This window comes from Paraburkholderia sp. J94, assembly GCF_905220285.1.
Lineage (GTDB): Bacteria > Pseudomonadota > Gammaproteobacteria > Burkholderiales > Burkholderiaceae > Paraburkholderia > Paraburkholderia tropica_A.
In genome coordinates this window covers 295,756-322,344 of sequence record NZ_CAJMZH010000010.1, presented here as the reverse complement: position 1 = coordinate 322,344, position 26,589 = coordinate 295,756, and the positions used below count along the sequence as shown (strand labels likewise).

The following is a 26,589-nucleotide window of genomic DNA, read 5'->3' as shown; positions in this document are numbered from 1 at the left end:
TCTCGCTGCTTTAAAAAAGCGACATCAATATTGAAAATGGCGGGATTGTGGGGAACCCCTGCGTGCATCGAATTAGCCCTGCTTTTCCACCACGAGATCGTTGTCCTCGGCGAAGCGCAGCACGAAATCGAAGGCGTAGGGCGCCACTTCGCGCAGCCGCGCGTCGAGCACCACGCATTTCAGGTTGCCGATGATCATCGGGCACACGTAGGGCGAGTAACGCAGGTGCGTGTCTTCCTTTCGCACGCCGCGCGCGGGCGGACCGAAGCTCGACATCGCACCGGCGAGACGTTCCGACCAGTCGCTCGGCCGGAACGTCTTGCCTTTGTGGGTCACGCCTTGAATGACGTAGGCAGCGGGCTTCGCGCTATTCATCTGCAATTCGTTCATGGGCAATTCGATTCAGGCATCGCGGTAGAGCGGGCGCGCGGCGTTCAGGCCAGCGAGCGTTGGGGAACGGCGGCGCTGGCTGCTGCTGCGTGGCGGCTCGTCGATTCCCATTGCGGCGGCGCGCTCAATTGCAGGGCTTCACTGGTCGCATTCAACGACTCGTAGGCCTTGCGCGGATTCGCCGAAAGCAGCGTGCCGTAGCCCGGAATGATCTGGCGGATCTTCGCTTGCCATGCGGGCGTGCGCAGCCGCTCCTTGAAGGCCATGTCGAGCAGATTGAGCATGATGGGTGCCGCCGTGGACGCACCCGGCGACGCGCCGAGCAAACCCGCGATACTGCCGTCCTTCGCACAGACGATCTCGGTGCCGAGCTTCAGCACGCCGCCCTTGACCTTGTCGCGCTTGATGATCTGCACGCGCTGGCCGGCTTGCCAGAGCCGCCAGTCCTGCTGCTGCGCGCGCGGCAGATATTCCTGCAGGGTTTTCAGGCGATCGGCATCGGACAGCATCAATTGACCGGCGAGATATTTGATCAGCGAAAACTCGGAAAGGCCGACGCGCACCATCGGCACGATATTGTTCATGCGCGTGCTCGCGAGCAGATCGCTATACGAACCGTTCTTGAGGAATTTGGTCGAGAAGGTGGCGAACGGGCCGAATAACAGCGCCTTTTTGCCGTCGAGAATGCGCGTGTCCAGATGCGGCACCGACATCGGCGGCGAACCGACCGACGCCTTGCCGTAGGCCTTGGCGAAATGACGGCTCGTCATATCGGTGTTTTCGGTCACGAGAAACGAGCCGCCCACCGGAAAGCCGCCATATTCCTTCGCTTCGGGAATTCCGGCTTCCTGAAGCAGCGGCAGCGAACCGCCGCCCGCGCCGACGAACACGAAGCGCGCGTCGATACGGCGCGTTTGAGCGTGCGTGTTGCCCACGGTCACGCGCCAGCTGCCGTCGTCGTTGCGCGCGATCTGCTTGACGTCGCTATTCAGAAGCAGATTGAAATTCGACTGGCTTTCCAGATAACGCACGAATTGATGGGTGATTTCACCGAAATTCACGTCGGTGCCAATCGAGGACCACGTCGCCGCCACTTTCTGGCGCGAATCGCGGCCTTCCATCATGAGCGGCGCCCATTGCGCGATTTCCCGATGCGATTCCGAGTACTTCATGCTCTGGAATAGCGCATTGGTTTGCAGCGCTTCGTGGCGCGCTTTCAGGAAACGCACGTTGTCGTCGCCCCAGACGAAACTCATATGCGGCGTGGTATTGATGAACGAGCGCGGCTGCTTCAGGATTCCGCGATTCACACCCCACGACCAGAATTGCCGCGAGATCTGAAAGTCCTCGTTAATGCGCACGGCCTTCGCAATCTCGATCGAGCCGGAGGCGTTGCGCGGCGTGTAGTTCAGTTCCGCGAGCGCCGTATGCCCCGTGCCCGCGTTGTTCCAGCCGTTCGAGCTTTCGGCGGCCACATCGCCGAGCCGCTCGATCATGGCCATCGACCAGCCGGGTTCGAGTTCATGGAGCAGAACGCCGAGCGTCGCGCTCATGATGCCGCCGCCAATGAACAGGACGTCGACTTTTTCGAATTCGTTTCCCGATTCGCCGTGCGCGTGAACAGAATGTTCGGGTCGCGTTAGCGCTTCTCGTTGTGCATTTTCCAAGATGGTCATTCGCCGGCGCCGAAGCGCAAGATGATTTCCACAATGGCTTCAACGGCGTCGAACCGCTGAAGCGTCGTATTGCCTGATCTCATCGAATCCATGCCCGCTGGTGCGCTATCAGGCGACAAGACAATGAATTCGGTGAGAACCGCTGAAACAGGCCGGACGAATCGCATGCCGCGATGTTGTCTGGCTGCCCGGAAGCGATGTTACGGGCTCGACCCTGCTACATATAGTCGCGGTCTGGAAATGGACCTTTACCGGTTATCTGTGAATATCGACGGCTTTCAATTTGTTATTTTTTCGATTTGCGCAGTGAAGTATTGCGAATCCGTTGACAGTCGATTGCCGATGCCGCGTTGGCGAAAACATCGGTTTTACGCGCTTCGCCAGCGCAACGCATGGAACGGACCCTTGCTTCAGGCAGACTTAATCGGTGCAGAGCGGAGAACTATAGTTCGCACTGTTGCGGCACTGTGACGCCGCCAGTCTGGAGAAAAGTCGTGAAAGTTCTGCATTGCCTCGTTATTGCCGTGTCCTTGTGTGCTGCTACCGCCCATGCACAGGGCAATCATGCGCAGCCGTCCGCTGCCGCCGAAAACGCAGTCGTGAATCAGGAAGGAGCGTCGGATCATGCATTCGGCCGCGTCGATCATCACAAGCAAGGCGACAAGAAAGACGAATGCGTCGGCCCGGTTTCGTTCTGCAATATCTATTTCGGAAGCTGATTCACTTTTTCGCCGTTGCGGAGAATGAAGTTGAATGACGCGAATACCTGGCGTGTTTGGGAAAACACTGTTGCGCAGCTTGGAAGAATCTCGTCGCCGCATGATGAGTTAGCACGGGAGAGGATCGCCGGGCAGCGCGACAACTGGACAGCGTGGAAGAAAAACACGCCGGCACGATCCGGCGTGCGCACCTTGGGTTCGTCGAGCTTCACGATTGTCGATCGCGTTTCCGATCGCTCGATTCTGATTTGCTGGTGCGACGCCACGCTCGGACATTACGCCGAGCAATTGTGGATCCGGGGCGTCGCGCGGCGTTCGACGCAATGCGTGTTGAGCGGCTTGCGGGTCAGACGCGGCGATATCGTTTATCGGCCTTGCACGCGCGGCCAGCGCTCCGTGAATTGCGAAGAAGTCGTGCTGGCTTTCATGGTGGACGGCGTGCCGGGCAGTATCAGCTAGTGCCGCGATCGGGCGTGACAGGCTCGCGCGTGCAAATAAAGAATAAGGGGAAGGGCGCGAGTGTTGGTTTCGCCAACCCGAATCCCGCAGATCAAGCCGTTTATGAAGTTAAAGTCCATCACGCGCCGCGCGGCGCAGACGCTGAGTCTCGCCGCCTTGATTACATTGAGCGCGTGCGCCACGGCCAATCGGCGCGAGGCGGACGATCCGCTTGAGCCGATGAATCGCGCCATGTTTTCATTCAACGAGCGTCTCGACCGTAGCGTGGCGAAACCGGTCGCGACCGCCTATGCGCATGTGATGCCGGAGCCGCTGCAAACGGCGGTGGGCAATCTGTTTTCGAATCTCGGCGACGTCGGCAACTTCGTCAACGACCTGTTGCAGTTGAAAGTCACCGATGCCACCGAAGACCTGATGCGCTTCGCGATGAATTCGACCTTTGGACTCGGCGGCTTGCTCGATTGGGCCACGGCCGCCGGTCTGCCAAAGCATCATGAGGATTTCGGCCTCACGCTCGGTCACTATGGCGTGCCTGCCGGGCCGTATCTCGTGTTGCCGCTGTTTGGCCCGAGTTCCGTGCGCGATGCGGGCGGGCTGCTGGTTTCCAGCGCGATCAATCCCACGACCTTCATGCCGATCGCAGCGAGCACGCCGCTCTTTGGCGTGAACGTGGTGAGCAGCCGCTCGCATCTGCTCGGCGCCACCGATCTGCTGGAACTCGCGGCGCTCGACAAATACAGTTTCGTGCGCGACGGCTATTTGCAGAGCCGCGCCAATGCGCTCGACGACGGCAAGGCTTTGCCGAGTTACGACGATCCGTCCGCGCGGAGCGATAGCGCGTCGTCTGCCGCGCAAGACAGCGGCGCGGCACAATCACAAACTGCGCAGTAGAAAACGCGCGGTGCGGATTCAAAGACCGAATCCGCACCGCGCGCCTATGCTCTGTTTGCGCGCTTCGCGTCGATCAGAAAATCTTCCGCAATCCGATTGCCGCGCCGACGTTATTGCTGCGCCCGAGTTTGTCGACGGTGCCCGTGAGCGTATCGGTCGTGCCCGGATAGTCGGCGGCGAATGCGCCGGTGCCGCGCGAGAAGTCCGCCGTGCCGTAAATTTCCGTGTGCTTCGAGAGCGAATATTCCGCGAGCACGGTCGCCGAATAGTTGATGCCCGAACCCAGCGTGCCGTCGAGCTGCTCCGCATTGCGCGTGTGCCCGTAGTAACCGGCCACGGTGATCAGCAAGGGCCGCGTCGCCTGCCAGTTCGCGCCGATATAGAGCGTGTCGTCGATACGGTTCGGGCTGCTGCCCGGCAGTTTCGGTGCGCCTGATTGCTGCATGTTGGCGTCGGTCGTGCCGGTCTGATCCTGTGCGCGTATCCAGCCCGCGAGCAGGCGAATCGCGGGCGTGATCTGATACGCGCCGCTCACGTGCAGCAGGTTGATCTTCGCGCCGTTCACGGTGCTGCCCGACGTGCTGCTCACCGACGTCTGCTGCCAGCCCGCGCCGAGCAGCGCCGGTCCGCGCGCATAACTCAATTCGATGCCGTAGCTGCTGCCGAGCCCGACCGATCCGGCGTGATTGCCGAAGCCGTAAATCGCATCGACGGTCAGTCCGTTGACGCTCAGCTTGTATTTGACGCTGTTGTTGATCGTCAGATACGGGCCGATGCCATTCCACATCCAGCTGTCCTGCCAGTAATTGCCGACGGTGAGCGGATCAAACACGTCGCCCATCGTGTCGTAGAGCGGCGCATACTGATTGCCGAGCGTGAGCGTGCCGTAGCGTTCGCTCGACAGGCCGACATAGGCTTGGCGGCTGAATAGCGTATTCGCGACGTGCATTTCGCCGCTATTCAATTCGAAACCATTCTCCAGGCGAAAGATCGCGGAGACGCCGCCGCCCAGATCCTCGCTGCCGCGCAAGCCCCAGCGGCTATGCGTTTCCGGGCCGACGTCCATGCTCATCAAGTCCTTGCCGTCGGCGGCGGCATTGGTTTGATAGCGCAGCGCCGTATCGACGATGCCGTACAAGGTCACCGAGCTTTGTGCATGGGCTGGCGTGGTGCCTGCGATGGCGGTCAGCGCGCCAAGCGCCCCTGAAATGACGACGTTTTTCATTGTATGTGTACGGTGTGAGGTCCAACGCCGATCGTTGCGATCGACGTCTCGATCTGCTCGTTCGAACGAGCGGACGGAGCATAGGGGTTCGGCTTTTTGCGAGAAATTGCAGTGCGCGAAGAAGTGCGTTGCACTGCGCGGAAGAATGGTTTGACGAGGGAGTCAGCGGCGAGGCGATGCGCGCTTCAGGCAGGGCACGCGCGCACGTTGTCATTCACGCGTGCGGGCGCAAGGGACTTTTCCTGCACACGCGGTTGACGAAGGAGAGGGAATCGGTGGGGTAAAGAAAAGCCGGCGGCCATGAACGATCGCGCATCAAGCGCCATCGCTCGTGGCCGTATCGATCACACAGTTAGTACCACACGCTCGACGGCAACGCCGCGAGCACCGGCGGCGTGAGCGCGCCATAGTACGACGAGGTCGTGCCGCCCGCCGTCGTGCTGCCTGCACGGTCGGCGATCAGATGCGCGATCACGCACTTCGTGCAAGGCGTCGGCGAGCAGAGGGAGTTGGAATTGCACGCAGGCGTCGATTTGCCGTTTGCGCCGATCACGTAATCGATCTGCAGCGAGGCGAAGCCGACGACGGGCGTATCGCCGCCACCGCCGCTGCCGCTCATGACGGTGCCGTCGGCCACCACGGGCACCGTGACCATCAGCGGGGGCGTCAACGGGAAGTTGTTGTAGATCGACGATTCCACGCCGGGCTGGATCGAGATCTTCGTACCGGTGCCGATGGCCGGCCCGTTGCCCGAATTCATCAGGCAGTACGCGGTTTGGACGTTGCTCGGACTCATGCCTGCGCACGGACCGTAGGCGCTCGAATTCGAATCGATCGTGAGCGCGGTCCATTGCGCGGCAGCGCCGATGCAGTTCGACGGCGCGCCGTTGCCGATTTCGATTTCGGCGCCCGTGATCGGCTGGCCGTTCTTCCAGAACGCCGCGTTCTGATAGACGCACTGGTTCAGGGCGATCGGGAACAACGCGCCCGGCAGCGCGACGCCCGGCGCGGACACGACGGCCACCGACGTCGCGCTCGCCTGCAACGATGGCACGCCCACGAGCGCGCCGAGCACGAGCGGCAGATTCGCGCCGCCCGCGAGGCTCACCGTGACGATCACCGCGGGCTTGACTGTCGTCGAGGTGATGGTCTGCGGCAGCGACGAGGGCACGCTCGACGGCACGTTGGCGACATCCCAGTAACCGACGCTGATGGTTTGCGCGCTGGCCGCCTGGCCGTTGGCGTTGTTCGCCGACGCATATTGCGTGGCGGCGGCGGTCGCGGCGGTCGTGGCGGTCGCCCAGACGGCGGGCACGGCGCTCGCCGCCAGCTGGCCCGGCAGCGTGCGCACGCCGGCGAGTGCGGCGGCGTCGGCGGCGTTCTGCAACTGATGACGCACGACGACCCAGCGTCCGATGTCGAGCGCCATCGCGGCGCAGCCGAGCAGCGTGATCAGCAGCAAGGCCACCTGGACGGCGACCGCGCCGCGCTCACGGCGCGCGCGGCGTCCCGTAAAGATCTTGTTCATGCTGTGGACTCCTCTAGTGCGGGCTTGCGCGCCGTTATTCGCAACTCATCATCGTTGACGAGGTCAGCGTGAGCAGGTTGTTGAACGCGGCCGGAAACGGGCTGAGCGCCGCGCCGAGCAAGAGTCCCTGAAACGTGTAGCTGACGGTCACGGTCAACGAATTGCCCGCACTGCAACCCGCGCCCGTCGTGCAGCTGTTCGCCGCCGTGCAACTCGAGAGCGTGACGCTGGGCTGATTCGACGTGTTGAAGTTGATCAGCATGGTCGTGAGGCCGCCCGTGGCGATCTGGCTGACCGTGGCGGGGGCCATATAGTAGGGCGTGCCCGTGGAGGTTTCGCCGAACGCCACGCCTTGCCTCACGGCCGCGCGGCTCGCGCTCGTGATGACCGTCTTGTCGTAGAGCACGAAGCCCAGCTCGACGATGCCGAACAGCAGGATCAGCAGCAGCGGCAGCACGAGCGCGAATTCGACGATCGCCGAGCCGCGTTGCCCTCGTTGCCCCCGTTGCCGTTGTTGCCGCTGCGGCCCGGAACGTGCCAGGCGTGTGCGCCCTGCGCCGTTGCTGCGATTCCCCCGCTGACCCGCAACCGTGCTGGAAGTCGCGGCACTCATGTACTTGTGCATGATTGGTCTCCTTTCTTGTAGGGCTGTCAGCACGTGCCGTGGCTTGCCGCTTGTCGGTGTCGCCCGCCCGGTCCGAGGGCGCACGGCTGTCAGTCCGAGCAAATCTATTACGAATTGCCAGTGGCTTGCGTGCGGAATCAAACCAATCGCGCAGAGAGTGGCGCGGTCTTCAAAAAATGTTTAATGGAAACGCTTCTATTTTTCGAGATAATCCGGTTCGTTCAGAACGGTCGTCATATTTTAATCGGCACATTATTTTTTAAGCGTTTCGAACGCTTCTGACGTAAAACGGATTGGCGGCGAGTTTTTATGCGGGTTTGTACGGTAATTTTCTGTGTCAACGCTAAAAAATAACCTGACTTTTGTTGATCGCTATATACCTGGTTATACGGCGACTGCATGAAAAAAGGCTTTTCTGGAGCGGCTGCATCAGGCCTTCCTGTGATCCCGGAAACCCCCGTGCAGACTGGGATTGCTGCCTGAGCAAATATAAGCGTGGTCGGTTATCGGCCGTGCGCGGAAAGAATTGATTGGGGAATTCCCTGAAGATTTTCGGTTTATCCGTCGCATCTCTGGATGATAATCAATCTCAATTTCAATTAATGCGCTAAAACGAAATCAGGTATTAATGGAAAACCCGGTTTATTGCCGTAAATCGCGATTAGCGTGCGAAAGCCAACATTAGACGAATTGCGGGGCGCGTAAAACGGAATCACCTGAGCGGCGCAATGAAAAACGAAGTGCGATCGACCAGGATGCCTGAGGCAACTCGGGGGGGATTAATCAAACTCAGGGAGTTAATCATGCAAGCACTTATCGCCTCGGCAAAGGGCTTCATCCAGGACGAGCGCGGCGCAACGGCCGTCGAGTACGGGATGATCGTCGCGTTGATCGCGGCAGTGATCGTGACGGTCGTCACGACGCTCGGCACGCAGATCAACCTCGCGTTCACCGCGATCTCGAACGCGTTGCCGACGAAGTGACGAAGAAGTAACAAGGGTGGGGGCAGGGAGCATCCACTCAGTTTCGGGCAACAAATTACATTCCACACTAAGGGGTTAATCATGAAAAAGCTTATCGCTACGGCAAAGGGTTTCATCAAGGACGAACGCGGTGCAACGGCCGTCGAGTACGGGATGATCGTCGCGCTGATCGCGGCAGTGATCGTGACGATTGTCACGACGCTCGGCACGCAGATCAACCTCGCGTTCACCAAGATCTCGAACGCGCTGCCGACGAAGTGATCGGGACGTGACAAGGGTGGGGGCAGGGAGCACCCACCCAGCTTCGGATAACGAATTAAATTCCACACCAAATGGGGTAAATCATGAACAAGCTTATCGCTACGGCAAAGGGTTTCATCAAGGACGAACGCGGCGCCACGGCCGTCGAGTACGGCATGATCGTCGCGCTGATCGCGGCAGTGATCGTGACGATCGTCACGACGCTCGGCACGCAGATCAACCTCGCGTTCACCAAGATGTCGAACGCGCTGCCGACGAAGTGACCGGGACGTGACACGGGTGGGCGCCGTGAGCGCCCACCTGGTTTCAGATAACGAATAAAAGACCGGCGCTCGACCAGCCGGAAGATACAGCACCGCGCAAGGCTGCACGCGCATAGACCAGGTGCTGTGATCGGGGGCATAACAGATTGAAAAGAGCTTAAAAAATAGCTCGAACAACAAAAATCGTAACGGGGTACATCATGATCATCGCGCATCTTTCGGCACAGCCGATACCGCTTGGCGTGACCTTGTCGGTCATCTTCGCGGCCAGCACGGACCTCACGGCACGGCGTGTGCCGAATCTGCTCATCGCGGCCGGCCTTGTCGCCTCGCTCGCGGCGCAGCTCTGGCTCCACGGCGCACAGGCAGGCGGCCTTCACTGGCTCGCCGGCGTGCTCACGGGTTTCGCGCTCCTTTTTCCGGTGTATCTGCTCGGCGGCATGGCGGCCGGCGACGTCAAGCTGCTCATGCTCGTGGGCGGCTGGCTCGGCGCGGACGCCACGCTCGGCGTCGCGCTGTTCGCCGGGCTGATCGGCGGCGCCTGGGCGCTCGCCATCGTCATCGTCCGAGGGCGGCTGCGCACGCTGTGCACGAACGTCGTCTGGCTGTTCGGCGACATGCTGCACGGCTCACGCGGACGCGGCTCGCTCGAGCATCTGCCGGGCGGCTCGGTCGGCACGATTCCCTATGCGGGAGCGATTGCCGCCGGCACGCTCATCGTGCTCTACCAATCCATTCAGTAACCAGTCATCAGTCATCGGGTCCGGCCAGCCTGGACGGACCGTGTGCAAGCGGCGCGAGGCCCCCTGCCGGACGACGCGTTTTTGACGGAGGAAGTCATGAAAAACAGCCGTGCTCTTGCCATGCTGGCGATCGCCATGCTGGCCGGCCTCGCCGCCGTGGTGTTCGCGTCGCGCTGGCTCGTGCAGACATCGTCGGGCTCGACCGTGCCCGTCGCGGTCGCCGCCAACGACATCAATCTCGGCGAGCCCATCAACGAAGCGATGGTGCGCACCGTCAACTGGCCGCGCGACAGCGTGCCGCCCGGCGCGTTCACCACGCCGAAGTCGCTCGACGGCCGCGTGGTGCGCGTCGGTCTCACGCACGGCGAACCCGTGCTCGAAGCGAAGCTCGCGCCGATCGGCACCAAGGGCGGTTTGTCGGCGGTGATCGGAGCCGGTCGTCGTGCGATCACGGTGCGCGTCAACGATGTGGTGGGTGTCGCGGGCTTCGCGCTGCCGGGCAATTACGTCGACGTGATCGTGAACACGCAACAGGCCGATGGCGCCACCAAACGCGCCGACAACCAGGAAAGCATTTCGAAGATCGTGCTCGAAAAGATTCTCGTGCTGGCCGTCGCGCAGCAGGTCAATCGCGACGACACGGCGCCGAAGGTGGTCAACGCGGTGACGCTCGAAGTGACGCCCGAACAGGCCGAAAAGCTCGATCTCGCACGCAGCGTCGGCACCTTGTCGCTCGTGCTGCGCAATCAGGTGGACCGCGACAGCGGCAGCACCGGCGGCGCGACCAAGCAGACGCTGCTCGACGAAAAGGCGCCCGCGCCGGTTCAGGCTCCCGCGCCCGCACCGAAGCCCGTGCACGTGAAGTACGTCGCGCGTCAGGAGGTCAAGCGCGATTGCATCGGCGTGCTCTCGGGCGTGACCGGCAGTCAGGAGTGTTTTTAAGGGGCAGCCGCTCGCCTGGACGGAACGGCTTCGGCAATGGATGGCAGTAGTACTAACGATTTAAACAGGCAGTAATCGGGCAACAGACAACGCAGCGCGCCGCGACCACGGCAACGCAGCACAAGTCGCACGAGGCAGACAGACGCGAGCGCCGCAAGGCGCCCGGCGATCCACAAGATTCGATACGGGGTGTTAAGCCATGAACAAGCAAAGCAAGCGCGCCGCTTCGGCGCAAGGGCGAGACCGCCGTCCGGCGCTCGCGGCCACGGCCTTGATGGTCTGTTCGGGACTGCTCGCGAGCACGCCCGGCGTGACCCAGGAACTCGCGGAAGGCGCGGTGCTCTCGAAGGGCGCGCTCACCGCGCCCGCGCCGACGGGCAAGGGACCGATGCAGATGACCATCAGCATGGCGCCGACGCCGGCGGCCGGTGCGCCGAAGGCCGTAGCGGGACCGCTGCGCGGGCCGAGCTGCGTCGGCGCAGTCCATTCGGAGCGCAACGTCGTGGTGCCGCTCGGCAAGTCGGTGCTGGTGCCGGTCGATGAACCGGTGCGCAACCGCACGCTCGGCAACCCCGAGATCGCGCAGGCCACCATGGTCTCGCCGCAGACGCTCTATCTCGTCGGCCAGTCGGTGGGCACCACCAACATGATCGTGCAGGGACGCAGCGGTGCGTGCCAGGTGATCGACGTGATCGTCAGCGCGGATGCGGGCGGCCTGCAAGCGGCGCTCGGCCAGCTGATGCCGGAGGAACGCGACATCCGCGTGTCGACGGCCGCCGACAATCTCGTGCTCGCGGGCCGGGTGTCGAGCGCGCAGGCGGCGGCGCAGGCTGTGGAGATCGCCCGCGCGTTCGGCGTGAGCAAGGAGGGCAGCAGCAATCAGAAGGCCAACGGCGGCGTGCTCAACATGCTCTCCGTCGATACGCCGCAGCAGGTGATGCTGGAAGTGAAAGTGGCCGAAGTGGACAAGACGCTGCTCGACCAGCTCGGTTCGGCCGTCAACATCCAGGGGGGCTTCGGCTCATGGCAAGGCGCGCTCGTGAGCAATCTGCTCGCGGGGGCGTCGAGCGCACTGGGCTTCTCGAAGGCAAACAATCTGCCGCTCAAGTTCGCCATCGACGCGCAAAAGACCGACCAGCTCGTGAAGATTCTCGCCGAGCCGAATCTCGTCACCATCAGCGGCCAGGAAGCCACCTTCCTCGCGGGCGGCGAAGTGTTCATCCCGGTGCCGCAAAGCTCGGGTTCGGGCGCGACGGCGATCACGCTGCAGGAGCAGGAGTTCGGCGTGGGGCTCAAGTTCACGCCCACGGTGCTGAGCAACGGCCACATCAATCTGCGCGTCGCGCCGGAAGTCTCGGAGCTTTCGCCCACGGGCGTGACGCTCACGGCGGCCAACGTGAGCGGCCAGACCATCCTGCCGCTCATCACGACGCGGCGCGCTTCGACCACGGTGCAGATGGCCGATGGCGAGTCGTTCGCGATCGGCGGCCTGATCCGCAACAACGTGACGGGCTCGCTCAAGGCGCTGCCGGGACTCGGCGAGATTCCGGTGCTCGGGGCGCTGCTGCGCAGCACGTCGTTCCAGCAGGACCGCACGGAACTGGTCTTCATCATCACGCCGCATCTGGTGAAGCCCGTGAAGTCGCTCGCGCAACTGCCGATGCCGACCGACAGCTTCACGCAGCCTAACGAAGCCGACGTCTACGCCACCGGCAACATGGAAGGCCGCGCCGCGCGCAACACGGGACGCTTCGCGCCGCCGCCCGCCGCTGCGCCTGCTACGCCTGCTGCACCTGGCACGGCTCCGCAGAACGACAACCCGTTGCCCGCGCCGCAAACGCCCGCTCAGTTGCCTGCTCCGGTGCCCGCCGCGCCCGCCGCACCCGCGACGCCTGCTGCACCGACCGGGCCGACGGCCGCCGCGCCTGCCACGCCGCCCGCCGCGACGCCCACCGCACCGCCCGCGCCCACGGCCGCCGCGCCCGACGCGGCGAACAGCGGCGAGCCAACGCGGCGACTCGCATCGGCCACCGGTGCGGGACACGACGAACCTGCCGACGCGGCGCACGCCGCCGGCGCACAGTGATCCGGGGAAAGGGGAACGCCATGAACACACTTTATGCACACATCGGCCGCCTGCTGGCGATGACGGTGGCGAGCGCCGCGCTCGGCGGCTGCATGACCAGCTCGCCGATCTGGGAAGCGCATTTCGGCGAAGCGGTCCGCACGTCCATGCACGCGCAGATCATCGACCCGGACGCGGCGCAGCACGTCGACGTGTCGCCGGGCATCGACGGCAAGGCCGCAGCGGCCTCGATCAAGCGCTACACCGAGTCGTACGAGAAGCCGCCCACGTCCGACAACGCCTTCACGATGGGCGTGACGAGCGGCACGAGTCACTGACCCAACCCGTCAGCGACTCACGAAGCGGCGAGCCGCGCGGCCTGCCAGCAGCGATCGACGCTGCGGCCGCGCGGCAAGCGCGATCAAGTGACGGGCCGCGTGAACGCGGTCTTTAGCGGAGCCACACGATCATGATCGACTTACTCATTACCTCGACGGACGAAGCGCGCCTGAGCAGCCTCGTGCGGCTGGTCGCCGAGTGCGGCGCGTACCGCACGACGCGCGCGGCGGTGCGCCCCGGCCAACTCGCGGGCCGCGCCGATACGCTCGACGCCTTCGACGTGCTGATCGTCGATGCGCCCACGCTGCACGACGCCGACCTCGCCGCCGTGGCGGATCTCACGCGCCGCCACGACCGCCTGACCTGCATCCTGCTGATTCCCGAAGCCTCGCCCGAGGCGCTGATCGCGGCGATGCGCGCGGGCTTTCGCGACGTCATCACGGGCGAGCCGGAGCGCCGCGCGATCGGCGACGCGCTGCAACGCGCGGGCGAGCAGCGCAGCGCGGCGGCCGTGCAATCGACGCGCGTGATTTCCTTCGTCTCGTGCAAGGGCGGCGTGGGCGCGAGCTTCATCGCGGCCAACGTCGCGCACATGATCGCGAGCACGCATCAGCGCCGCGCGCTGCTGATCGATCTGAACCAGCTTTACGGCGATGCCGCGTTTCTCGTGACCGGCGAAGCGCCGCCCTCGACGCTCGAACAACTGAGCGCCCAGGTCGACCGCATGGACGTGGCGTTCTTCGAGGCGAGCGTCACGCACGCCGGCCCGCACTTCGACATTCTGGCGGGCGCGGGCGATCCGGTGAAGGCGGCCGAGATCCGCGCGGAACGGCTCGAATGGATTCTCGGCGTGGCGATGCCGCGCTATGACTTCGTGATCCTCGATCTGGGGCCGAGCATCAATCCCGTGTCGATGCTCGCGCTCGACCGCAGCAGCGAGATTCATGTGGTGCTGCAGGCGAGCATGCCGCATCTGCGCGCGGGGCGGCGCCTGCTCGACATCCTGCACGCGCTCGGTTACGCGCAGGACAGCCTGCACCTCGTGCTCAACCGCCTCACGCGCCACGACGACGCCGCGCGCGAGGCCGCGCCCGGCGTGCTCGGCATCAAGCCGCAACTCACGATCGCCGACGACGCCCGCGCGGTCGGCGAAGCCATCAACCACGGCGTGCCGATCGCCGAAGCCGCGCGCAGCAGCGCCGTGACGCGCAGCCTGCAAACGCTCGCCGCCGACATCGTCACGCCGCAGCGCGCCAACGGCGGCGGGCGCGTCAAGCGCGAGTCGATGCTCGCACGCTTCGTCGGACGCCAGGGCGCGCCGAAGCTCGGCACCCTTTAACGGAGACACGCCATGTCGCTACGTGACCAGATTTTTTCCCAGCGCATCGAACCGGCGCTCGCCGAATCGGCGAAAACGGGCGCGGGTGGCGCCAGTGCATCGGCCAGCTCGACGGCTGCGGCTGCCGCGGCGGCTGCGGCGGCGGCCTCGATCAAGTCGGACGCCTATCGCAAGCTCAAGTACGAGATGCATCAGGCGGTGCTCGACCGCGTCGAACTCGAACGCCTCACGCGCATGCCGCAGGACCAGATCCGCCAGGAGATCGCCACGCTGATCGCGCGCCTGCTCGAAGAACAGAAGGCGCCCGCCAGCGATCTCGAACGCCGCCAGCTCGCCATCGACGTCTACGACGAGATGTTCGGCTTCGGCCCGATCGAGGTGCTGCTGCGCGATCCGGGCGTGTCGGACATTCTCGTGAACACCGCGCATCAGACCTATGTCGAGCGCAAGGGCCGGCTCGAACTCACCGACGTCACGTTCTACGACGACGCCCATCTGATGAAGGTGATCGAAAAGATCGTCTCGCGCGTGGGCCGCCGGATCGACGAATCGAGCCCGATGGTCGACGCGCGTCTGCCCGACGGCTCGCGCGTGAACGCGATCATTCCGCCGCTCGCGGTCGACGGTCCGCTCGTCTCGATCCGCCGCTTCGCCGTGAAGCCGCTCCTGATCGAAGATCTGGTCGCGCTGCAAACGCTCACGCCGCCGATGGCCGAGGTGCTCAACGGGCTCGCGCGCGCGAAGATCAACATCCTCGTCTCGGGCGGCACGGGCAGCGGCAAGACCACGCTGCTCAATGTGCTGTCGGCCTTCATTCCCGACGACGAACGCATCGTCACGATCGAGGACGCCGCCGAACTGCAACTGCGCCAGACCCACGTGCTGCGGCTCGAAACGCGTCCGCCCAACATCGAGGGACGCGGCGAGATCACGCAACGCTCGCTCGTGCGCAACGCGCTGCGCATGCGGCCCGACCGCATCATCCTCGGCGAAGTGCGCGGCGAGGAAGCGCTCGACATGCTCAACGCGATGAACACCGGCCATGAAGGCTCGCTCGCGACGATCCACGCGAACACGCCGCGCGACGCGCTCACGCGTCTGGAAAACATGATCAGCCTCGGCGGGCTCTCGCTGCCGCCGCGCACGATGCGTCAGCAGATCGCCTCGGCGATTTCGGTGATCGTGCAGGTCGCGCGTCTGACCGATGGACGCCGCCGCATCATGAGCATTTCGGAAATCACCGGCATGGAAGGCGACGTCGTGAACATGCAGGAGATCTTCACGTTCAAGCGCTCCGGCATCGACGCGGCGGGCAATATTCGCGGCCACTTCTGCGCGAGCGGCGTGCGCCCGCACTTTGGCGACCGGCTCGCCGCGTTCGGGGTGAATCTGCCCGACACGGTGTTCGATCCGGGCCGCCGTTTCGACGTGGCGTGAGCGCGCTCAGCGCCCTCAGCGTCCTCAAGGAGACGATATGAACACGACCTTCCTCACCGCCGCCGTGCTGCTGTTCGTCGCGGTGGTCATGAGCTGCCAGACCGCCTGGGTCTGGTGGAACGGCCGCCATGGCGCGGCGGCGAAACGGCTCGCGGCGCGCCTCGAATCGCTGACGGTGGGCAGCAAGTCGCGCAGCGAGGCGCTCTCGATCCTCAAGGCGCGGCGGCTCGGCGCGGCCACGCCGCTCGCGCGCGCGCTGCCCTGGTTGCACTCGCTCGACGCGTGGCTGATGCAGTCGGGCCTGCCCTGGTCGCTCGGCCGTCTGTGCGCGACCTGTTCCGGGTTCGGGCTCGCCGTGCTGGCGGGCGCGTCGCTCGCGAACCTGCCGCTGGTGGCGGCGTTGAGCGGGGCGCTGGCGGCTGCGCTGCTGCCGGTGCTCTACGTGCGCCACCACCGCTTGCGCCGGCTGCGTCATTTCGAGCGGCAATTGCCCGAGATCTGCGACATGCTCGGACGCGCGCTGCGCGCAGGCCATGCGTTTTCCAGCGCGATCGACATGGCGGGCACCGAGTTTCCCGAGCCCGCAGGCGGCGAATTCCGCACCACCTTCGACGAGATCAACTACGGCATTTCGCTGAACGACGCGCTGTGCGGCCTCGCGAATCGCATGCCGGTGCGCGATCTGCGCTACCTCGTGATCGCGGTGCTGATCCAGCGCGAGACCGGCGGCAATCTCGCCGAACTGTTCGACAGCATCGCGTGGCTGGTCCGCGAGCGCTTCAAGCTGTTCGACAAGGTGCGCGTGCTGTCGGCGGAAGGGAAGCTTTCGGCGTGGGTGCTCGGCATGTTGCCGATCGGCTCGGCGGCGATCATCAGCGTCGTCAACCCCGACTTTCTCGATCCGTTCTGGACCGACCCGGTCGGCATCCGGCTGCTCGACGGCATTGTGATCTCGATGATCTGCGGGGCCTTCTGGATTCGCCGGATCGTACGCATCCGCGTGTGAGCGCGGCGCGCCGGATCACGCACATCGACGGCATCGACAAGATCGGCAACATCGATAACGAATAGACGGACGGGGGAAATCATGCAGACGCTGGATCTGAAGCAGTGGGCCGTGTTGATCGGCCTGTTCGGCGGCGTGTTCGTGCTCACCTTGAGCGCGCTCTACGCCCTCATGCCGCGCACCTTGCGGCGGCGCGCGGAGCAGGCGGCCGGGGCGCGCACGGCCGGTCAGCGGATCGAGCCTGGCGAGCTCGACGCGGGCAACGACAAGCCGGTGTGGGTCGAGCGCTTCGCGCAGATGTCCGCGCCGCTCTCGAAGCTCTCCGCACCCGGCCAGGGCGGCGACGTTTCGGCGCTGCGCGTGCGCCTCATGAACGCGGGCTGGCGCTCGCCGGGCGCGGTCGCGGTCTTTCTCGGCATGCGCACGGCACTCGCGCTCGCGCTTCCGCTGGCGGCCTCGCTCACGCTCGTCGGCACGACGCTGCGTCCGAACACGGCGGTGCTGCCGCTCGCGCTCGTCGCCTTCGCGGGCATTGGCTATTACCTGCCGGGACTCGTGCTCAGGCATCGCGCCTCGCGCCGCCGCCGGCAGATCTTCGAGGACTTTCCCGATGCGATCGATCTGATGACCGTGTGCGTGGAAGCCGGTCTCGGGCTCGACGCGGCGATGATGAAAGTGGCCGAGGAAATCCGCCTGCGCAGCCCGGTGGTCGCCGACGAACTCGATCTGCTGCTGCTCGAATTGCGCTCGGGATTTTCGAAGGAGCAGGCGCTGCGCAACTTCGCGATGCGTACCGGCGTGGAGGACATCGACGGCTTCGCGACCATGCTGATTCAGGCCGAGCGCTTCGGCACCAGCATCGGCACGTCCTTGCGCGTGCTGTCCGATACGCTGCGCACGCGGCGGCGCATGCGCGCCGAGGAAACGGCCGCGAAGATCGCGCTGAAGCTGCTGTTTCCGCTGATGTTCTGCATCTTTCCCACGCTGCTTGCCGTGCTGATGGGACCGGCGTTCATCCACATCTTCCGCGCGCTGTCGCCTAGCCTCGGGGGAGGCTGAGCGTAAGAGGAATGAGAGTGTGCCCTTGTGCCGGCTTTCGCGCGATCAGGACGCGCGGCGCCGGCACCTTTTTCTGTTATCAGACCCGGTGATAGGGCAGATCAGCAATACGGATTGGACAGGCCGCCACGCAGCGCTGAAGATGCGTGAGGCGGTTTGATCAGCAGTAAAAAGCAGAGACAAGCAAGAGACAAGCAGTGATCAACGGCCCGCAATCGCGTGATGCAGGGCCGCTTGCGGCGCATCGGCGGGCGCGGGCGTCGGGCCCTGGCTGGCGCGGATATACGAATGCTCGGTGCTGCGAATATGCGTGCGCAACTCCGTGCACGCCTTCTTCACATTGCCCTCGCGCACGAGTTCCATGATGTGCGCATGGGTGTCCTGGCAGGAATCGACGGTTTCGTCGGCGACCGACAGACGCGCGCGCAGCGCGTGAATCTTGTCAGCGACGAGTTGATACGCCTGCTGCAAATACGCGTTCCCACATGCAGCGACGATCGCGCCATGAAAGGCGGCGTCGTGATCGCGCGCGCGTCCGTCGTGCGTGCCGCTCGCGTTGTTCGTTTCGTGCGCGTCGCTCGCGTTGTTCGCGGGCATGAGCGCTTGCGACAGCGCGTCGGCGAGCGCGGCGCTATCGGCCTTCATCGCCAGTTCCAGCGCCGACGACTCGACGATCTCGCGAAAGCGGCAAATCTCGCGCACCTGCTCCACGGTCGGCTGGAACACATAGGTGCCCGATTGCGGCTGCACTTCCACAAGCCCTTCGAGCTTCAACTGCACGAGCGCCTCGCGCACGGGCGTCTTGCTCACGCCGAGCTGCCCGGCGAGCACGTTCTCGGAGAGCTGGCTGCCAAACGCCAGATGACCGTCGACGATCGCGCGACGGATGCTTTCTTTCGCAATAGACGTGAGGGACTTCGGGCGTTCCCCCAGTTTTTCGATACTCATGGTCAGCCAGTGGGCGTAAGGACCGGCGGCTGGTGCGCCGGTGCCGTGACGGGGACGTGGGCGGCGCGCTCCGCGAAATCCCGCGCGGCGCCTCAATGATCCGAAATATAGCACGCCCCCTTGTCGTATTGAGATCTGCAATCTAAGATATCAGTTGTCGGCGGCGAGATCGGACTGGGTTCGGCTTGAGTTCAGTTCGAAGCGCGCACGGCAAACGAAGAAGTCAAACGAGAAAGACAGACCGGAGGAGAGGCTTCATGCAGGAGATCGACAAGAAAGCGTCGGGGCTTTTTACAAAGCGCCGCTGGATGAGCGCGCTGCTGGCGGGCGCGGCGATGATGACGGCCGCGGGCGTGCAAGCCGCGTCGGACGGGCAAGGCGCGCAGGGTGAACCGGCGGTGCCGAAGCTCGAAGTGGTGGCTCAATGGAACCGCTTGCCCTACGACCTCGGCGACGCGAAAGCCGAGCAGGCCTACGACGCGAATCAGACCTACAAGAAGGTCCTGCTGCAAGGCGTGAAGCTCGATTCGAAGGGCAATATGTATGTGAGCACGGCGCGCTGGGGCGGCTCCGAGGTGCCGGCCACGCTCTCGAAGCTCGTGAAGAAAGACGGCCAGTGGGTCTTGCAGCCGTTCCCGAGCCTCGCGATGAACAAGGTGGGCGACCCGCAGGCGCTGCAATCGGTGCTCGGCTTCGAGATCGACCGCAACGACGTGATGTGGATTCTCGATCAAGGCCATATTGCGGGCCAGCCTTCGGCGCCGGGCGCGGAAAAGCTCGTGCTCTGGGATCTCAAGACGAATCGCGAATTGCAGAGCTACACCTTCAGCGACGCCGACTCCGATAAAAAATGCTCGTTCCTCAACGACGTGGTGGTCGATAACGACCGCGACTTCGCCTATATCACCGACTCGGGCATTTTCTGCGATCACCTGCACGGCGGCCTGATCGTCTACGACCGCAAGCACAATCGCGCGCGCCGCGTGCTCGACCAGACCGTCTTCACGACGGACGAAGCGGGCTTCCAGTTCCGTATCGACAACCAGAACGTGCTGAGCAAGACGCCGATGCGCACGGGCGCGGACGGCATCGCGCTTTCGGGCGACAAGAAAACGCTCTACTGGACCAATCTGTCCGGCCACACGCTGTATTCGCTCGATACCGCGCTGCTGCGCGATTTCAGCACCAGCGAGTCGGCGCTGCGCACCTCGGTCAAGCGTGTCGCCACGCTGCCTTCGAACACCGACGGCATGATCGCCGACCGCGCGGGCAATCTCTACATGACGGCGCTCGAAATGAACGGCCTCATGTATCGCGACGCGAAGACCGGCAAAATTTCGACCTACGTGATCCATCCCGAGATGGTCTGGCCCGACACGCTGAGCTGGGGCCCGGACGGCAATCTCTATGTGGTCGCGGGCCATCTGAATCTGTGGGTCGATAACGCGATGGATTTCGATCATCCCGCCGTGCCGAACTTCCGCATCTGGAAGGTGCAGGCGCATGGACGCAGTTATAGCGCGCAATGAGGCGCGCAATAAAGCGCGCAAGAAAGCCATAACGCAATCGCAGTGAATGCAGTAACGCGGGCCGCGCGGCCGGAGTTTCCGGTCGCGCGCGCCCAGGCAAACTCGCGCGCGTTCGGGTTGCAATCCAGCTCGATCGCGCGCAGTCGTGGAGGCAGGCAAGGGTGGAAAGCAGAAGTCTCGAAGCGGATCGCGGCGCGCCGCGCAAACGCGTGGTCGTGATCGACGATGGCTACGGTTCGTATGAAACGGAGCAGCGGATTCTGGCGGCCGTGAATGCCGATGTGGTGGTATTGCCGTGCCACGGCGACGCCGCGCGCGTGCGCGAAGTGGCCGCCGACGCCGACGCGCTGCTGGTGCGCGAATCGCCTGTGAATGCGGCCGCGATCGCGGCGATGCAGCGTTGCCGCGCGATCGTACGTTATGGCATCGGCGTCGATAACGTCGATCTCGATGCTGCGCGCGACAAGCGCATTTACGTGGCGAACGTGCCCGATTACGGCGTGGAAGAAGTCAGCGATCAGGCGCTCGCGCTGCTGATGGCGGTCGCGCGTTACACGGTGCGCCGTGACATCGCGGTACGCGAAGGCGCGTGGAATGTCTCGCGCGAGCAGAAGATGTACCGCATCGCCGGACGCACGCTCGGGCTCGTCGGTTATGGGCGCATCGCGCGCGCGTTCGAGCGCAAGATGCGCGGCATGGGCGTGGCGCGCGTGCTGGTCTATGACCCGTTTCTCGATCCCGCCAAAACGCCGGGCGTCGAGTGCGTGGATCTCGACACGCTCTGCGCCGAAAGCGATTACATCTCGCTGCATTCGCCGCTCACGCCGGATACGCGCAAGCTCATCAACGCCGCGCGTCTCGCGCGCATGAAGCCGACCACGATCCTCGTGAATACGGCGCGCGGCGGCCTGATCGACGAAGCAGCGCTGATCGATGCGCTGCAACGCGGCGCGATTTTCGGCGCGGGCCTCGACGTGTTCGAGAACGAGCCGCCGCGCGCCGATCATCCGCTATTCAAGTGCGAAAACGCGGTGCTCTCCGATCACACCGGCTGGTATTCGGAAGACTCGGTGGCGGAACTGCAGACCAAGGCCGCGCAGGAAGTGGCGCGCGTGCTCGGCGGCGATCAGCCGAAACATTGGGTGAATCCGTGGAGCGCGGTTTAAGCGCACACGGCTGGCGCATTCGCGCATAACGAAGGCAGACGGCGGCGCACGATGTTCGGGCGCGGCGGTTGTTCGATTGATTAGTCATGCTATCGAAAGCATGGAACAAGGAGTGAAGTTTATGGAACTGCAAGCGCTCATCAGCGGATTCGAAAAAGTGGCGACGGCATCGGTGGCCGACGCGGTGGACCTGATCGCGGGCCGTCGCGGCTTTATGGATCAGACGATCAAGCCGCGCATCAACGAACGCAAGATCGTCGGTCCGGCCGTGACGATTCTCGAAGCGCCCACGCATGAAAAGGTCCCGCCGCAGCACGCGCTCGACGCCATCGACGAATCGCCGGAAGGCAGCGTGATCGTGATCGGCATCTATGGCGAGCAGAACGTGGCCGTGTGGGGCGGCCTGATGACGGCGGGCGCGGTGGCGAATCGCCACGCGGGCGCGATTCTCGACGGCGGCGTGCGCGATATCACGGAGATCCGCCGCGACTACGATTTCCCGGTCTATTCGCGCTCGGTTTCGCCGGGCACGACGGTGGGCCGATTCACGACGCTCGCCGCCAATATCGAAGTGGAATGCGGCGGCGTGAAAGTGAATCCGGGCGACATTATCGTGGCCGATATCGATGGCGTGGTGGTCGTGCCGCGCGAGCATGCCGAAGCCGTGCTCAAGATGTCCGAGGAGATCGACGCGCGCGAACTGGAGCAGGCGCGCCTGATCATCGGCGAAAAGTCGCTGCGCAAGGGACTCGCGAAATATGGCCGCATCTGACGTGAAGTCCGCCGCCGCGTCCGCTGCCGTGCCTGCGATCCTCGCGCTCGGCGAGCCGATGATCGAGTTCAACCAGTCGGCCTCCGACGACGCGCGGCAGTTTTTGCAAGGCTTCGGCGGCGACACGTCGAACTTCTGCGTGGCGGCGGCGCGCCAGGGCGCGAGCGTCGGCTACGTCACGCGCCTCGGCGACGATGCGTTCGGCAAGCTGTTTCTCGATCTGTGGCGCGAAGAAGGCGTGGACGTGCAGGGCGTCGAGCGCGATGCGCAGTCGCATACGGGCGTCTATTTCGTGACGCACGATACGAGCGGCCATGCGTTCAGCTATCTGCGCAAGGATTCGGCGGCGAGCCGCATGTCGCCGCAAACGCTGCCGCGCGAACTGCTGGCGGGCACGCGCTTTCTGCACGTCTCGGGCATTTCGCAAGCCATCAGCGCGAGCGCCTGCGACGCGGTGTTCGAAGCGATGGCGATCGCACGTCGCGCGGGCGCGTCGATCTGCTACGACCCGAACGTGCGCCTCAAGCTCTGGCCGCTGACGCGGGCGCGCGCGGTGATCGAAGCGACGGCGCGCGAAGTCGACTACATGCTGCCGAGCCTCGAAGACGCGCAAACGCTCACGGGTCTGAACGATCCTGAAGCGATCGTCGCGCACTATCTGGCGCTCGGCGTGCGCGTGGTCTGCCTGAAGCTGGGCGGCGACGGCGTGCTGGTGGCGCGCGGCGCACAGCGCACGCGCATCGCGGGACATGCCGTGAATGTCGTCGATGCAACGGGCGCGGGCGATTGTTTCGATGGTGCGTTCGTCGCGCGTCTCGCGGCCGGCGACACGCCCGAGGACGCGGCGCGCTACGCCAACGCGGCGGCGGCGCTGTCGACGCAAGGCTTCGGTGCCGTCGCGCCGATTCCGCGCCCGGACGCCATCGCCGCGAAGCTTGGAAGCTGATCCGATCCTGATCGGCGCATGACCGGCGCGTGCCGCGCAACGTGGCGCGCGCCATTCACGAATTCGTCAACGAATAAAGCAGCGTCACAAGCTGGACAGAGGTGAGGAGACACCCATGAACACCGATATCGCGCTCGAAAAGCGCACCATGAGCAAGGTCACGCGGCGCCTGATGCCGTTTCTGATCCTGCTGTATTTCTTCGCGTTCCTCGACCGCGTGAACGTCGGCTTCGCCGCGCTCACGATGAACCGCGATCTGGGCTTGACCGCGTCGCTGTTCGGCTGGGGCGCGGGCATTTTCTTTATCGGCTATTTTCTGTTCGAAGTGCCAAGCAATCTCGCGCTCGCGAAAACCGGCGCGCGGATCTGGCTCGCGCGCATCATGATCACGTGGGGCATCGTCTCGGCGTGCGGTGCGCTCGTCAAGGGACCGGCCAGCTTCATGACACTGCGTTTCGTGCTGGGCGCGGCCGAAGCGGGCTTCTTTCCTGGCGTGATTCTCTATCTGACGTTCTGGTTTCCGTCGCGTTATCGTGCGCAGATCATCGGACTGTTCATGCTCGCGAATCCGGTCTCGACGGCGCTCGGCTCGATCGTCTCCGGTTTCATTCTGCGCATGGATGGCCTGCTCGGCATGGCGGGCTGGCAATGGCTGTTCATTCTCGAAGGGCTGCCCTCGGTGGTGATGGGCTTCATCACGCTGCGCTATCTCAGCGATGCGCCGTCCAAGGCGCGCTGGCTCGACGCCGACGAGCGCGACTGGCTCGATACGCAGATCCGCACCGAAGCCGCCGAACGCGCACGCAAGCACAAGCTCACGCTCGGCCAGACGCTCGCGAATCCGCACGTGCTGCTGCTCGGCCTGATCTACTTCCTGATCGTGACGGCCAATAACGGTCTCGTGCTCTGGCAGCCGCAGATCATGAAGTCGCTCGGCCTGGCCGAACATTGGGTCGGTCCCGTGAACGCGATTCCGTTCGTGGTGGGCGCGATCACGATGCTGGTGTGGGGACGCCTCGCCGACCGGCGCGGCAAATATCGCATCGATCTCGCCTGCGCGTGTACGGTCGCGGCAGTGGGGCTCGCGCTCGCGGCGTCGTCCAGCCAGCCGCTCGTGGTGATCGCGGGACTCGTGCTCGCGGCCGTCGGCGGCTATGGCGCGCTGCCCGCGTTCTGGGCGCTGCCCACTACGTTTCTTTCGGGCACGGCTGCCGCTGCGGGCATCGCGCTCGCGAATTCGATCGGCAATCTCGGCGGATTCGCCGGGCCGTATGTGATCGGCTATGTGCGCGCGACGACCTCGGGTTATGGATACGGCCTCGCCATGCTCGCCGTCGCGGCGTTGCTCGCGGGTGTTATCGGCCTGTGCGCGCGCGGTCCTTCGGGCAGCGACGAGGCGGACGCCTTCGACGGCCAACTCGACACGCACGCCCATCACCCTTCGCGCGGTCATTGACGTTTCGGCGATAGTCGCGCCGCCGTGTTGGTGACGGCGGCGCGGCCCATTTCTTCAGCTTGATTGATCGGTATCGGAATACCGTTCGGTATGTGAATCGCGCGCGGCGTGCTTTCTAAACTTCAGCGCGCCGCAACCGGCCCGAGCCGCGCGGCAATCGTGCGGCAGGCCGCGAGCAGCGGCTCGATATAGTGGCGTTGCGCGTCGGCCTCGCGGCGGAACATCGGCATGCTGATGCTGATGCAGCCCGCGGCGCGTCCGTCCGCGCCCAGAATCGCCGCGCCGTAGCACCAGATCGACGGCTCGTTTTCCTCGCGGTCTTCCGCGTAGCCGAGTTGCGCCGTCAGCTCGATCTCGCGGCGGATCGCATCGAGATCGGTCATCGTGTGTTCGGTGAAGCGCTTACGCGGCGCGCGTTCGAGCAGCGGCTCGCGCTCGGCGGCGCTGAGCGTCGCGAGCCAGGCCTTGCCGACCGAACTCGACGTGAGTGAGACGCGCGTGCCGATGCGCGAGGCCATGCGCACCGCGTGCGGGCTTTCGAGCTTCTCGATGTAGACCATTTCGCCGTCGCTCGGCACCGCGAGATGCACGGTTTCCGAGGTGACGTTGCGCAGTTCCATGAGCGCGTCGACGGCCGCAATGCGCAGATCGGAGCGTTCCCAGGCGCGGCTCGCGAGATTGACGAGGCGCGCACCGAGCCCGAAGGTATTGCCGCCGCCATGCGCCACGACCAGCCCCTCGGCCTGCAAGGCCGCGACGATGCGATGCACGGTCGGACGCGGATAGCCGCTCGCCGCCGCGAGCTTCGCGACGTTGGGCGGCGTGTCGGCGTCGGCGATCAGTTGCAGGACGGCGATGAACTTCGAGAACGCGGCGGCGCCCGCGACCGCCGTGGCGGACGAGGGCGATGCGGATGATGCGGGCAGGGCGGACTTATCGGCGTTCGACATCGGCAAGCGGGCGGGCAAATTGAACAGGCGGCCAGGCCGCGGGTCGCGCCATTATGCCCGCAAACCCGGCGGGCGAAAATCCGCGCTGGGCACGCGAGACGGGGCACACGGCATTCAGGCGCAGAGATAGCCGCCGTCGATCGGTACGATCGCGCCCGTCATGAACGAAGCGGCCGGCGAGCACAGAAACGCCGTCACGTTCGCCACTTCCTCGGGCAGCCCCCAGCGCTTCATCGGCGTGCGTTCGAGAATGCCTTGTGAGCGGCTGCTGTCGTCCTGCAAGGCCTGCGTGAGCGGCGTCGCGATCCAGCCGGGCGCGATGGCGTTCACGCGAATCGCATCCGCGGCGTAGGCAATCGCGAGCGAGCGCGTGAGCTGCGCCACGCCGCCCTTGCTCGCGCTATAGGCAGGCACGAGCCCGCCGCCGAAAAAGCTCAGCATCGACGCCGTATTGACGATGCAGCCCGACGACGCGCGCAGCAACTCGCGCGCGCTCGAACACACGCGCATCGTGCCGTTCAGATTGATATCGAGCACGCGCTCGAACACCTCGATCTCGTGCTCCTCCACGCGGCTGATCACGCCCGCGCAATTCACGACGATGTCGAGCCGGTCGCATTGGCCGATCAACGCGGTGACGTCGTCGGAGGAGCGCACATCGAGCGTGGCGCGCTGCACGGCGGCGTCGAGCGCGTCGGGCGTGCCGGCCGGCGGCGGCAGACCGGCCGCGACCGTGCGTGCGCCGAGTTGCGCGAGGCGGTTCGCGATGGCCGCGCCGATGCCGGAGAAGCCGCCCGTAACGAGCGCGACTTTGCCTTCGAGAAGATTGGCCTGGAATGTCATGATGATGTTCGCTCTGTGTTTGTCTGTTC

Annotated in this window: 27 protein-coding genes; 19 read left to right on the top strand and 8 right to left on the bottom strand. The window is 64.6% G+C overall.

Annotated elements, in window-relative coordinates; genetic code table 11:
• Window positions 1-72: 72 nt before the first annotated feature.
• The gene (locus U4Y88_RS23315; RefSeq protein WP_224011601.1) at window positions 73-375 is read right to left on the bottom strand and encodes a DUF3579 domain-containing protein; all 303 of its coding nucleotides are present in this window, start codon (window positions 373-375) and stop codon (window positions 73-75) included.
• A 59-nt stretch (window positions 376-434) separates the two neighbouring features.
• Window positions 435-2,066 carry a malate dehydrogenase (quinone) gene (gene mqo / locus U4Y88_RS23310; protein WP_321786695.1) on the bottom strand — a complete coding sequence of 544 codons (1,632 nt, stop codon included), beginning with the start codon at window positions 2,064-2,066 and terminating at the stop codon, window positions 435-437.
• 494 nt (window positions 2,067-2,560) lie between these two features.
• Here mqo and U4Y88_RS23305 point away from each other — a divergent pair, with 494 nt between their 5' ends.
• The 3 genes from U4Y88_RS23305 to U4Y88_RS23295 all read left to right on the top strand — a co-directional run bounded on the left by U4Y88_RS23305 (window position 2,561) and on the right by U4Y88_RS23295 (window position 4,135).
• Window positions 2,561-2,785 carry a hypothetical protein gene (locus U4Y88_RS23305; protein WP_310630905.1) on the top strand — a complete coding sequence of 75 codons (225 nt, stop codon included), beginning with the start codon at window positions 2,561-2,563 and terminating at the stop codon, window positions 2,783-2,785.
• Window positions 2,786-2,815: 30 nt separating this feature from the next.
• The gene (locus U4Y88_RS23300) at window positions 2,816-3,244 is read left to right on the top strand and encodes a DUF3331 domain-containing protein (protein WP_224011545.1); all 429 of its coding nucleotides are present in this window, start codon (window positions 2,816-2,818) and stop codon (window positions 3,242-3,244) included.
• A 102-nt stretch (window positions 3,245-3,346) separates the two neighbouring features.
• Window positions 3,347-4,135 (top strand): VacJ family lipoprotein, encoded by a 789-nt coding sequence (locus U4Y88_RS23295; RefSeq protein WP_415774488.1) that lies wholly within the window; start codon window positions 3,347-3,349, stop codon window positions 4,133-4,135.
• 73 nt (window positions 4,136-4,208) lie between these two features.
• Here the strand turns inward: U4Y88_RS23295 and U4Y88_RS23290 are convergent, their stop codons facing one another.
• The 3 genes from U4Y88_RS23290 to U4Y88_RS23280 form a co-directional block, all read right to left on the bottom strand.
• Window positions 4,209-5,360 (bottom strand): porin, encoded by a 1,152-nt coding sequence (locus U4Y88_RS23290; protein WP_321786693.1) that lies wholly within the window; start codon window positions 5,358-5,360, stop codon window positions 4,209-4,211.
• Window positions 5,361-5,712: 352 nt separating this feature from the next.
• A complete protein-coding gene (locus U4Y88_RS23285; RefSeq protein WP_310630908.1) occupies window positions 5,713-6,888 on the bottom strand; it encodes a pilus assembly protein TadG-related protein in 1,176 nt (391 codons plus the stop codon).
• 34 nt (window positions 6,889-6,922) lie between these two features.
• Entirely contained in the window at window positions 6,923-7,513 is a 591-nt protein-coding gene (locus tag U4Y88_RS23280) for a TadE family protein (protein ID WP_321786691.1), read from the bottom strand.
• Window positions 7,514-8,316: 803 nt separating this feature from the next.
• Here U4Y88_RS23280 and U4Y88_RS23275 point away from each other — a divergent pair.
• From U4Y88_RS23275 to U4Y88_RS23225, 11 genes are all read left to right on the top strand, one after another.
• Complete coding sequence (locus U4Y88_RS23275; protein ID WP_321786689.1) at window positions 8,317-8,496, top strand: Flp family type IVb pilin; 180 nt, start codon at window positions 8,317-8,319, stop codon at window positions 8,494-8,496.
• Window positions 8,497-8,577: 81 nt separating this feature from the next.
• A complete protein-coding gene (locus tag U4Y88_RS23270) occupies window positions 8,578-8,757 on the top strand; it encodes a Flp family type IVb pilin (RefSeq protein ID WP_310630912.1) in 180 nt (59 codons plus the stop codon).
• A gap of 83 nt (window positions 8,758-8,840) precedes the next feature.
• Window positions 8,841-9,020: a Flp family type IVb pilin gene (locus tag U4Y88_RS23265; RefSeq protein ID WP_310630913.1), complete on the top strand. Its 180-nt coding sequence runs from the start codon at window positions 8,841-8,843 to the stop codon at window positions 9,018-9,020.
• Between the two features lie 200 nt (window positions 9,021-9,220).
• Entirely contained in the window at window positions 9,221-9,763 is a 543-nt protein-coding gene (locus U4Y88_RS23260) for a prepilin peptidase (protein ID WP_224011551.1), read from the top strand.
• Window positions 9,764-9,859: 96 nt separating this feature from the next.
• A complete protein-coding gene (gene cpaB, locus U4Y88_RS23255; protein ID WP_224011552.1) occupies window positions 9,860-10,705 on the top strand; it encodes a Flp pilus assembly protein CpaB in 846 nt (281 codons plus the stop codon).
• A gap of 199 nt (window positions 10,706-10,904) precedes the next feature.
• On the top strand, window positions 10,905-12,791 hold the full coding sequence (locus U4Y88_RS23250; RefSeq protein ID WP_415774487.1) for a type II and III secretion system protein family protein: 1,887 nt from the start codon (window positions 10,905-10,907) through the stop codon (window positions 12,789-12,791).
• Window positions 12,792-12,811: 20 nt separating this feature from the next.
• A complete protein-coding gene (locus tag U4Y88_RS23245) occupies window positions 12,812-13,108 on the top strand; it encodes a hypothetical protein (RefSeq protein ID WP_224011553.1) in 297 nt (98 codons plus the stop codon).
• A gap of 131 nt (window positions 13,109-13,239) precedes the next feature.
• The gene (locus U4Y88_RS23240) at window positions 13,240-14,448 is read left to right on the top strand and encodes an AAA family ATPase (protein WP_321786687.1); all 1,209 of its coding nucleotides are present in this window, start codon (window positions 13,240-13,242) and stop codon (window positions 14,446-14,448) included.
• A gap of 12 nt (window positions 14,449-14,460) precedes the next feature.
• Complete coding sequence (locus U4Y88_RS23235) at window positions 14,461-15,885, top strand: CpaF family protein (RefSeq protein WP_224011555.1); 1,425 nt, start codon at window positions 14,461-14,463, stop codon at window positions 15,883-15,885.
• A 37-nt stretch (window positions 15,886-15,922) separates the two neighbouring features.
• A complete protein-coding gene (locus tag U4Y88_RS23230; protein ID WP_224011556.1) occupies window positions 15,923-16,891 on the top strand; it encodes a type II secretion system F family protein in 969 nt (322 codons plus the stop codon).
• A gap of 81 nt (window positions 16,892-16,972) precedes the next feature.
• A complete protein-coding gene (locus U4Y88_RS23225) occupies window positions 16,973-17,950 on the top strand; it encodes a type II secretion system F family protein (RefSeq protein WP_321786685.1) in 978 nt (325 codons plus the stop codon).
• 201 nt (window positions 17,951-18,151) lie between these two features.
• On the opposite strand, the gene U4Y88_RS23220 is transcribed toward U4Y88_RS23225, so the two are convergent.
• Window positions 18,152-18,898: a GntR family transcriptional regulator gene (locus tag U4Y88_RS23220; RefSeq protein ID WP_321786683.1), complete on the bottom strand. Its 747-nt coding sequence runs from the start codon at window positions 18,896-18,898 to the stop codon at window positions 18,152-18,154.
• Window positions 18,899-19,155: 257 nt separating this feature from the next.
• Between U4Y88_RS23220 and U4Y88_RS23215 the strand changes: the two genes are divergently transcribed.
• The 5 genes from U4Y88_RS23215 (at window position 19,156) to U4Y88_RS23195 (ending at window position 24,767) form a co-directional block, all read left to right on the top strand.
• A complete protein-coding gene (locus U4Y88_RS23215) occupies window positions 19,156-20,427 on the top strand; it encodes an L-dopachrome tautomerase-related protein (RefSeq protein ID WP_321786681.1) in 1,272 nt (423 codons plus the stop codon).
• A 161-nt stretch (window positions 20,428-20,588) separates the two neighbouring features.
• On the top strand, window positions 20,589-21,593 hold the full coding sequence (locus U4Y88_RS23210; RefSeq protein WP_321786679.1) for a C-terminal binding protein: 1,005 nt from the start codon (window positions 20,589-20,591) through the stop codon (window positions 21,591-21,593).
• 121 nt (window positions 21,594-21,714) lie between these two features.
• Window positions 21,715-22,365, top strand: coding sequence for an RraA family protein (locus U4Y88_RS23205; RefSeq protein WP_224011561.1), 651 nt, complete (start codon window positions 21,715-21,717; stop codon window positions 22,363-22,365).
• Complete coding sequence (locus U4Y88_RS23200) at window positions 22,352-23,311, top strand: sugar kinase (RefSeq protein ID WP_321786677.1); 960 nt, start codon at window positions 22,352-22,354, stop codon at window positions 23,309-23,311. The genes U4Y88_RS23205 and U4Y88_RS23200 overlap by 14 nt, the downstream gene beginning before the upstream one ends.
• A 115-nt stretch (window positions 23,312-23,426) precedes the next feature.
• Window positions 23,427-24,767: an MFS transporter gene (locus U4Y88_RS23195; RefSeq protein WP_321786675.1), complete on the top strand. Its 1,341-nt coding sequence runs from the start codon at window positions 23,427-23,429 to the stop codon at window positions 24,765-24,767.
• Between the two features lie 122 nt (window positions 24,768-24,889).
• Here U4Y88_RS23195 and U4Y88_RS23190 read toward each other — a convergent pair whose 3' ends face one another.
• Entirely contained in the window at window positions 24,890-25,717 is an 828-nt protein-coding gene (locus tag U4Y88_RS23190; RefSeq protein ID WP_321786673.1) for an IclR family transcriptional regulator, read from the bottom strand.
• 114 nt (window positions 25,718-25,831) lie between these two features.
• Window positions 25,832-26,560, bottom strand: coding sequence for an SDR family NAD(P)-dependent oxidoreductase (locus U4Y88_RS23185; protein ID WP_321786671.1), 729 nt, complete (start codon window positions 26,558-26,560; stop codon window positions 25,832-25,834).
• Between the last annotated feature and the right edge of the window lie 29 nt (window positions 26,561-26,589).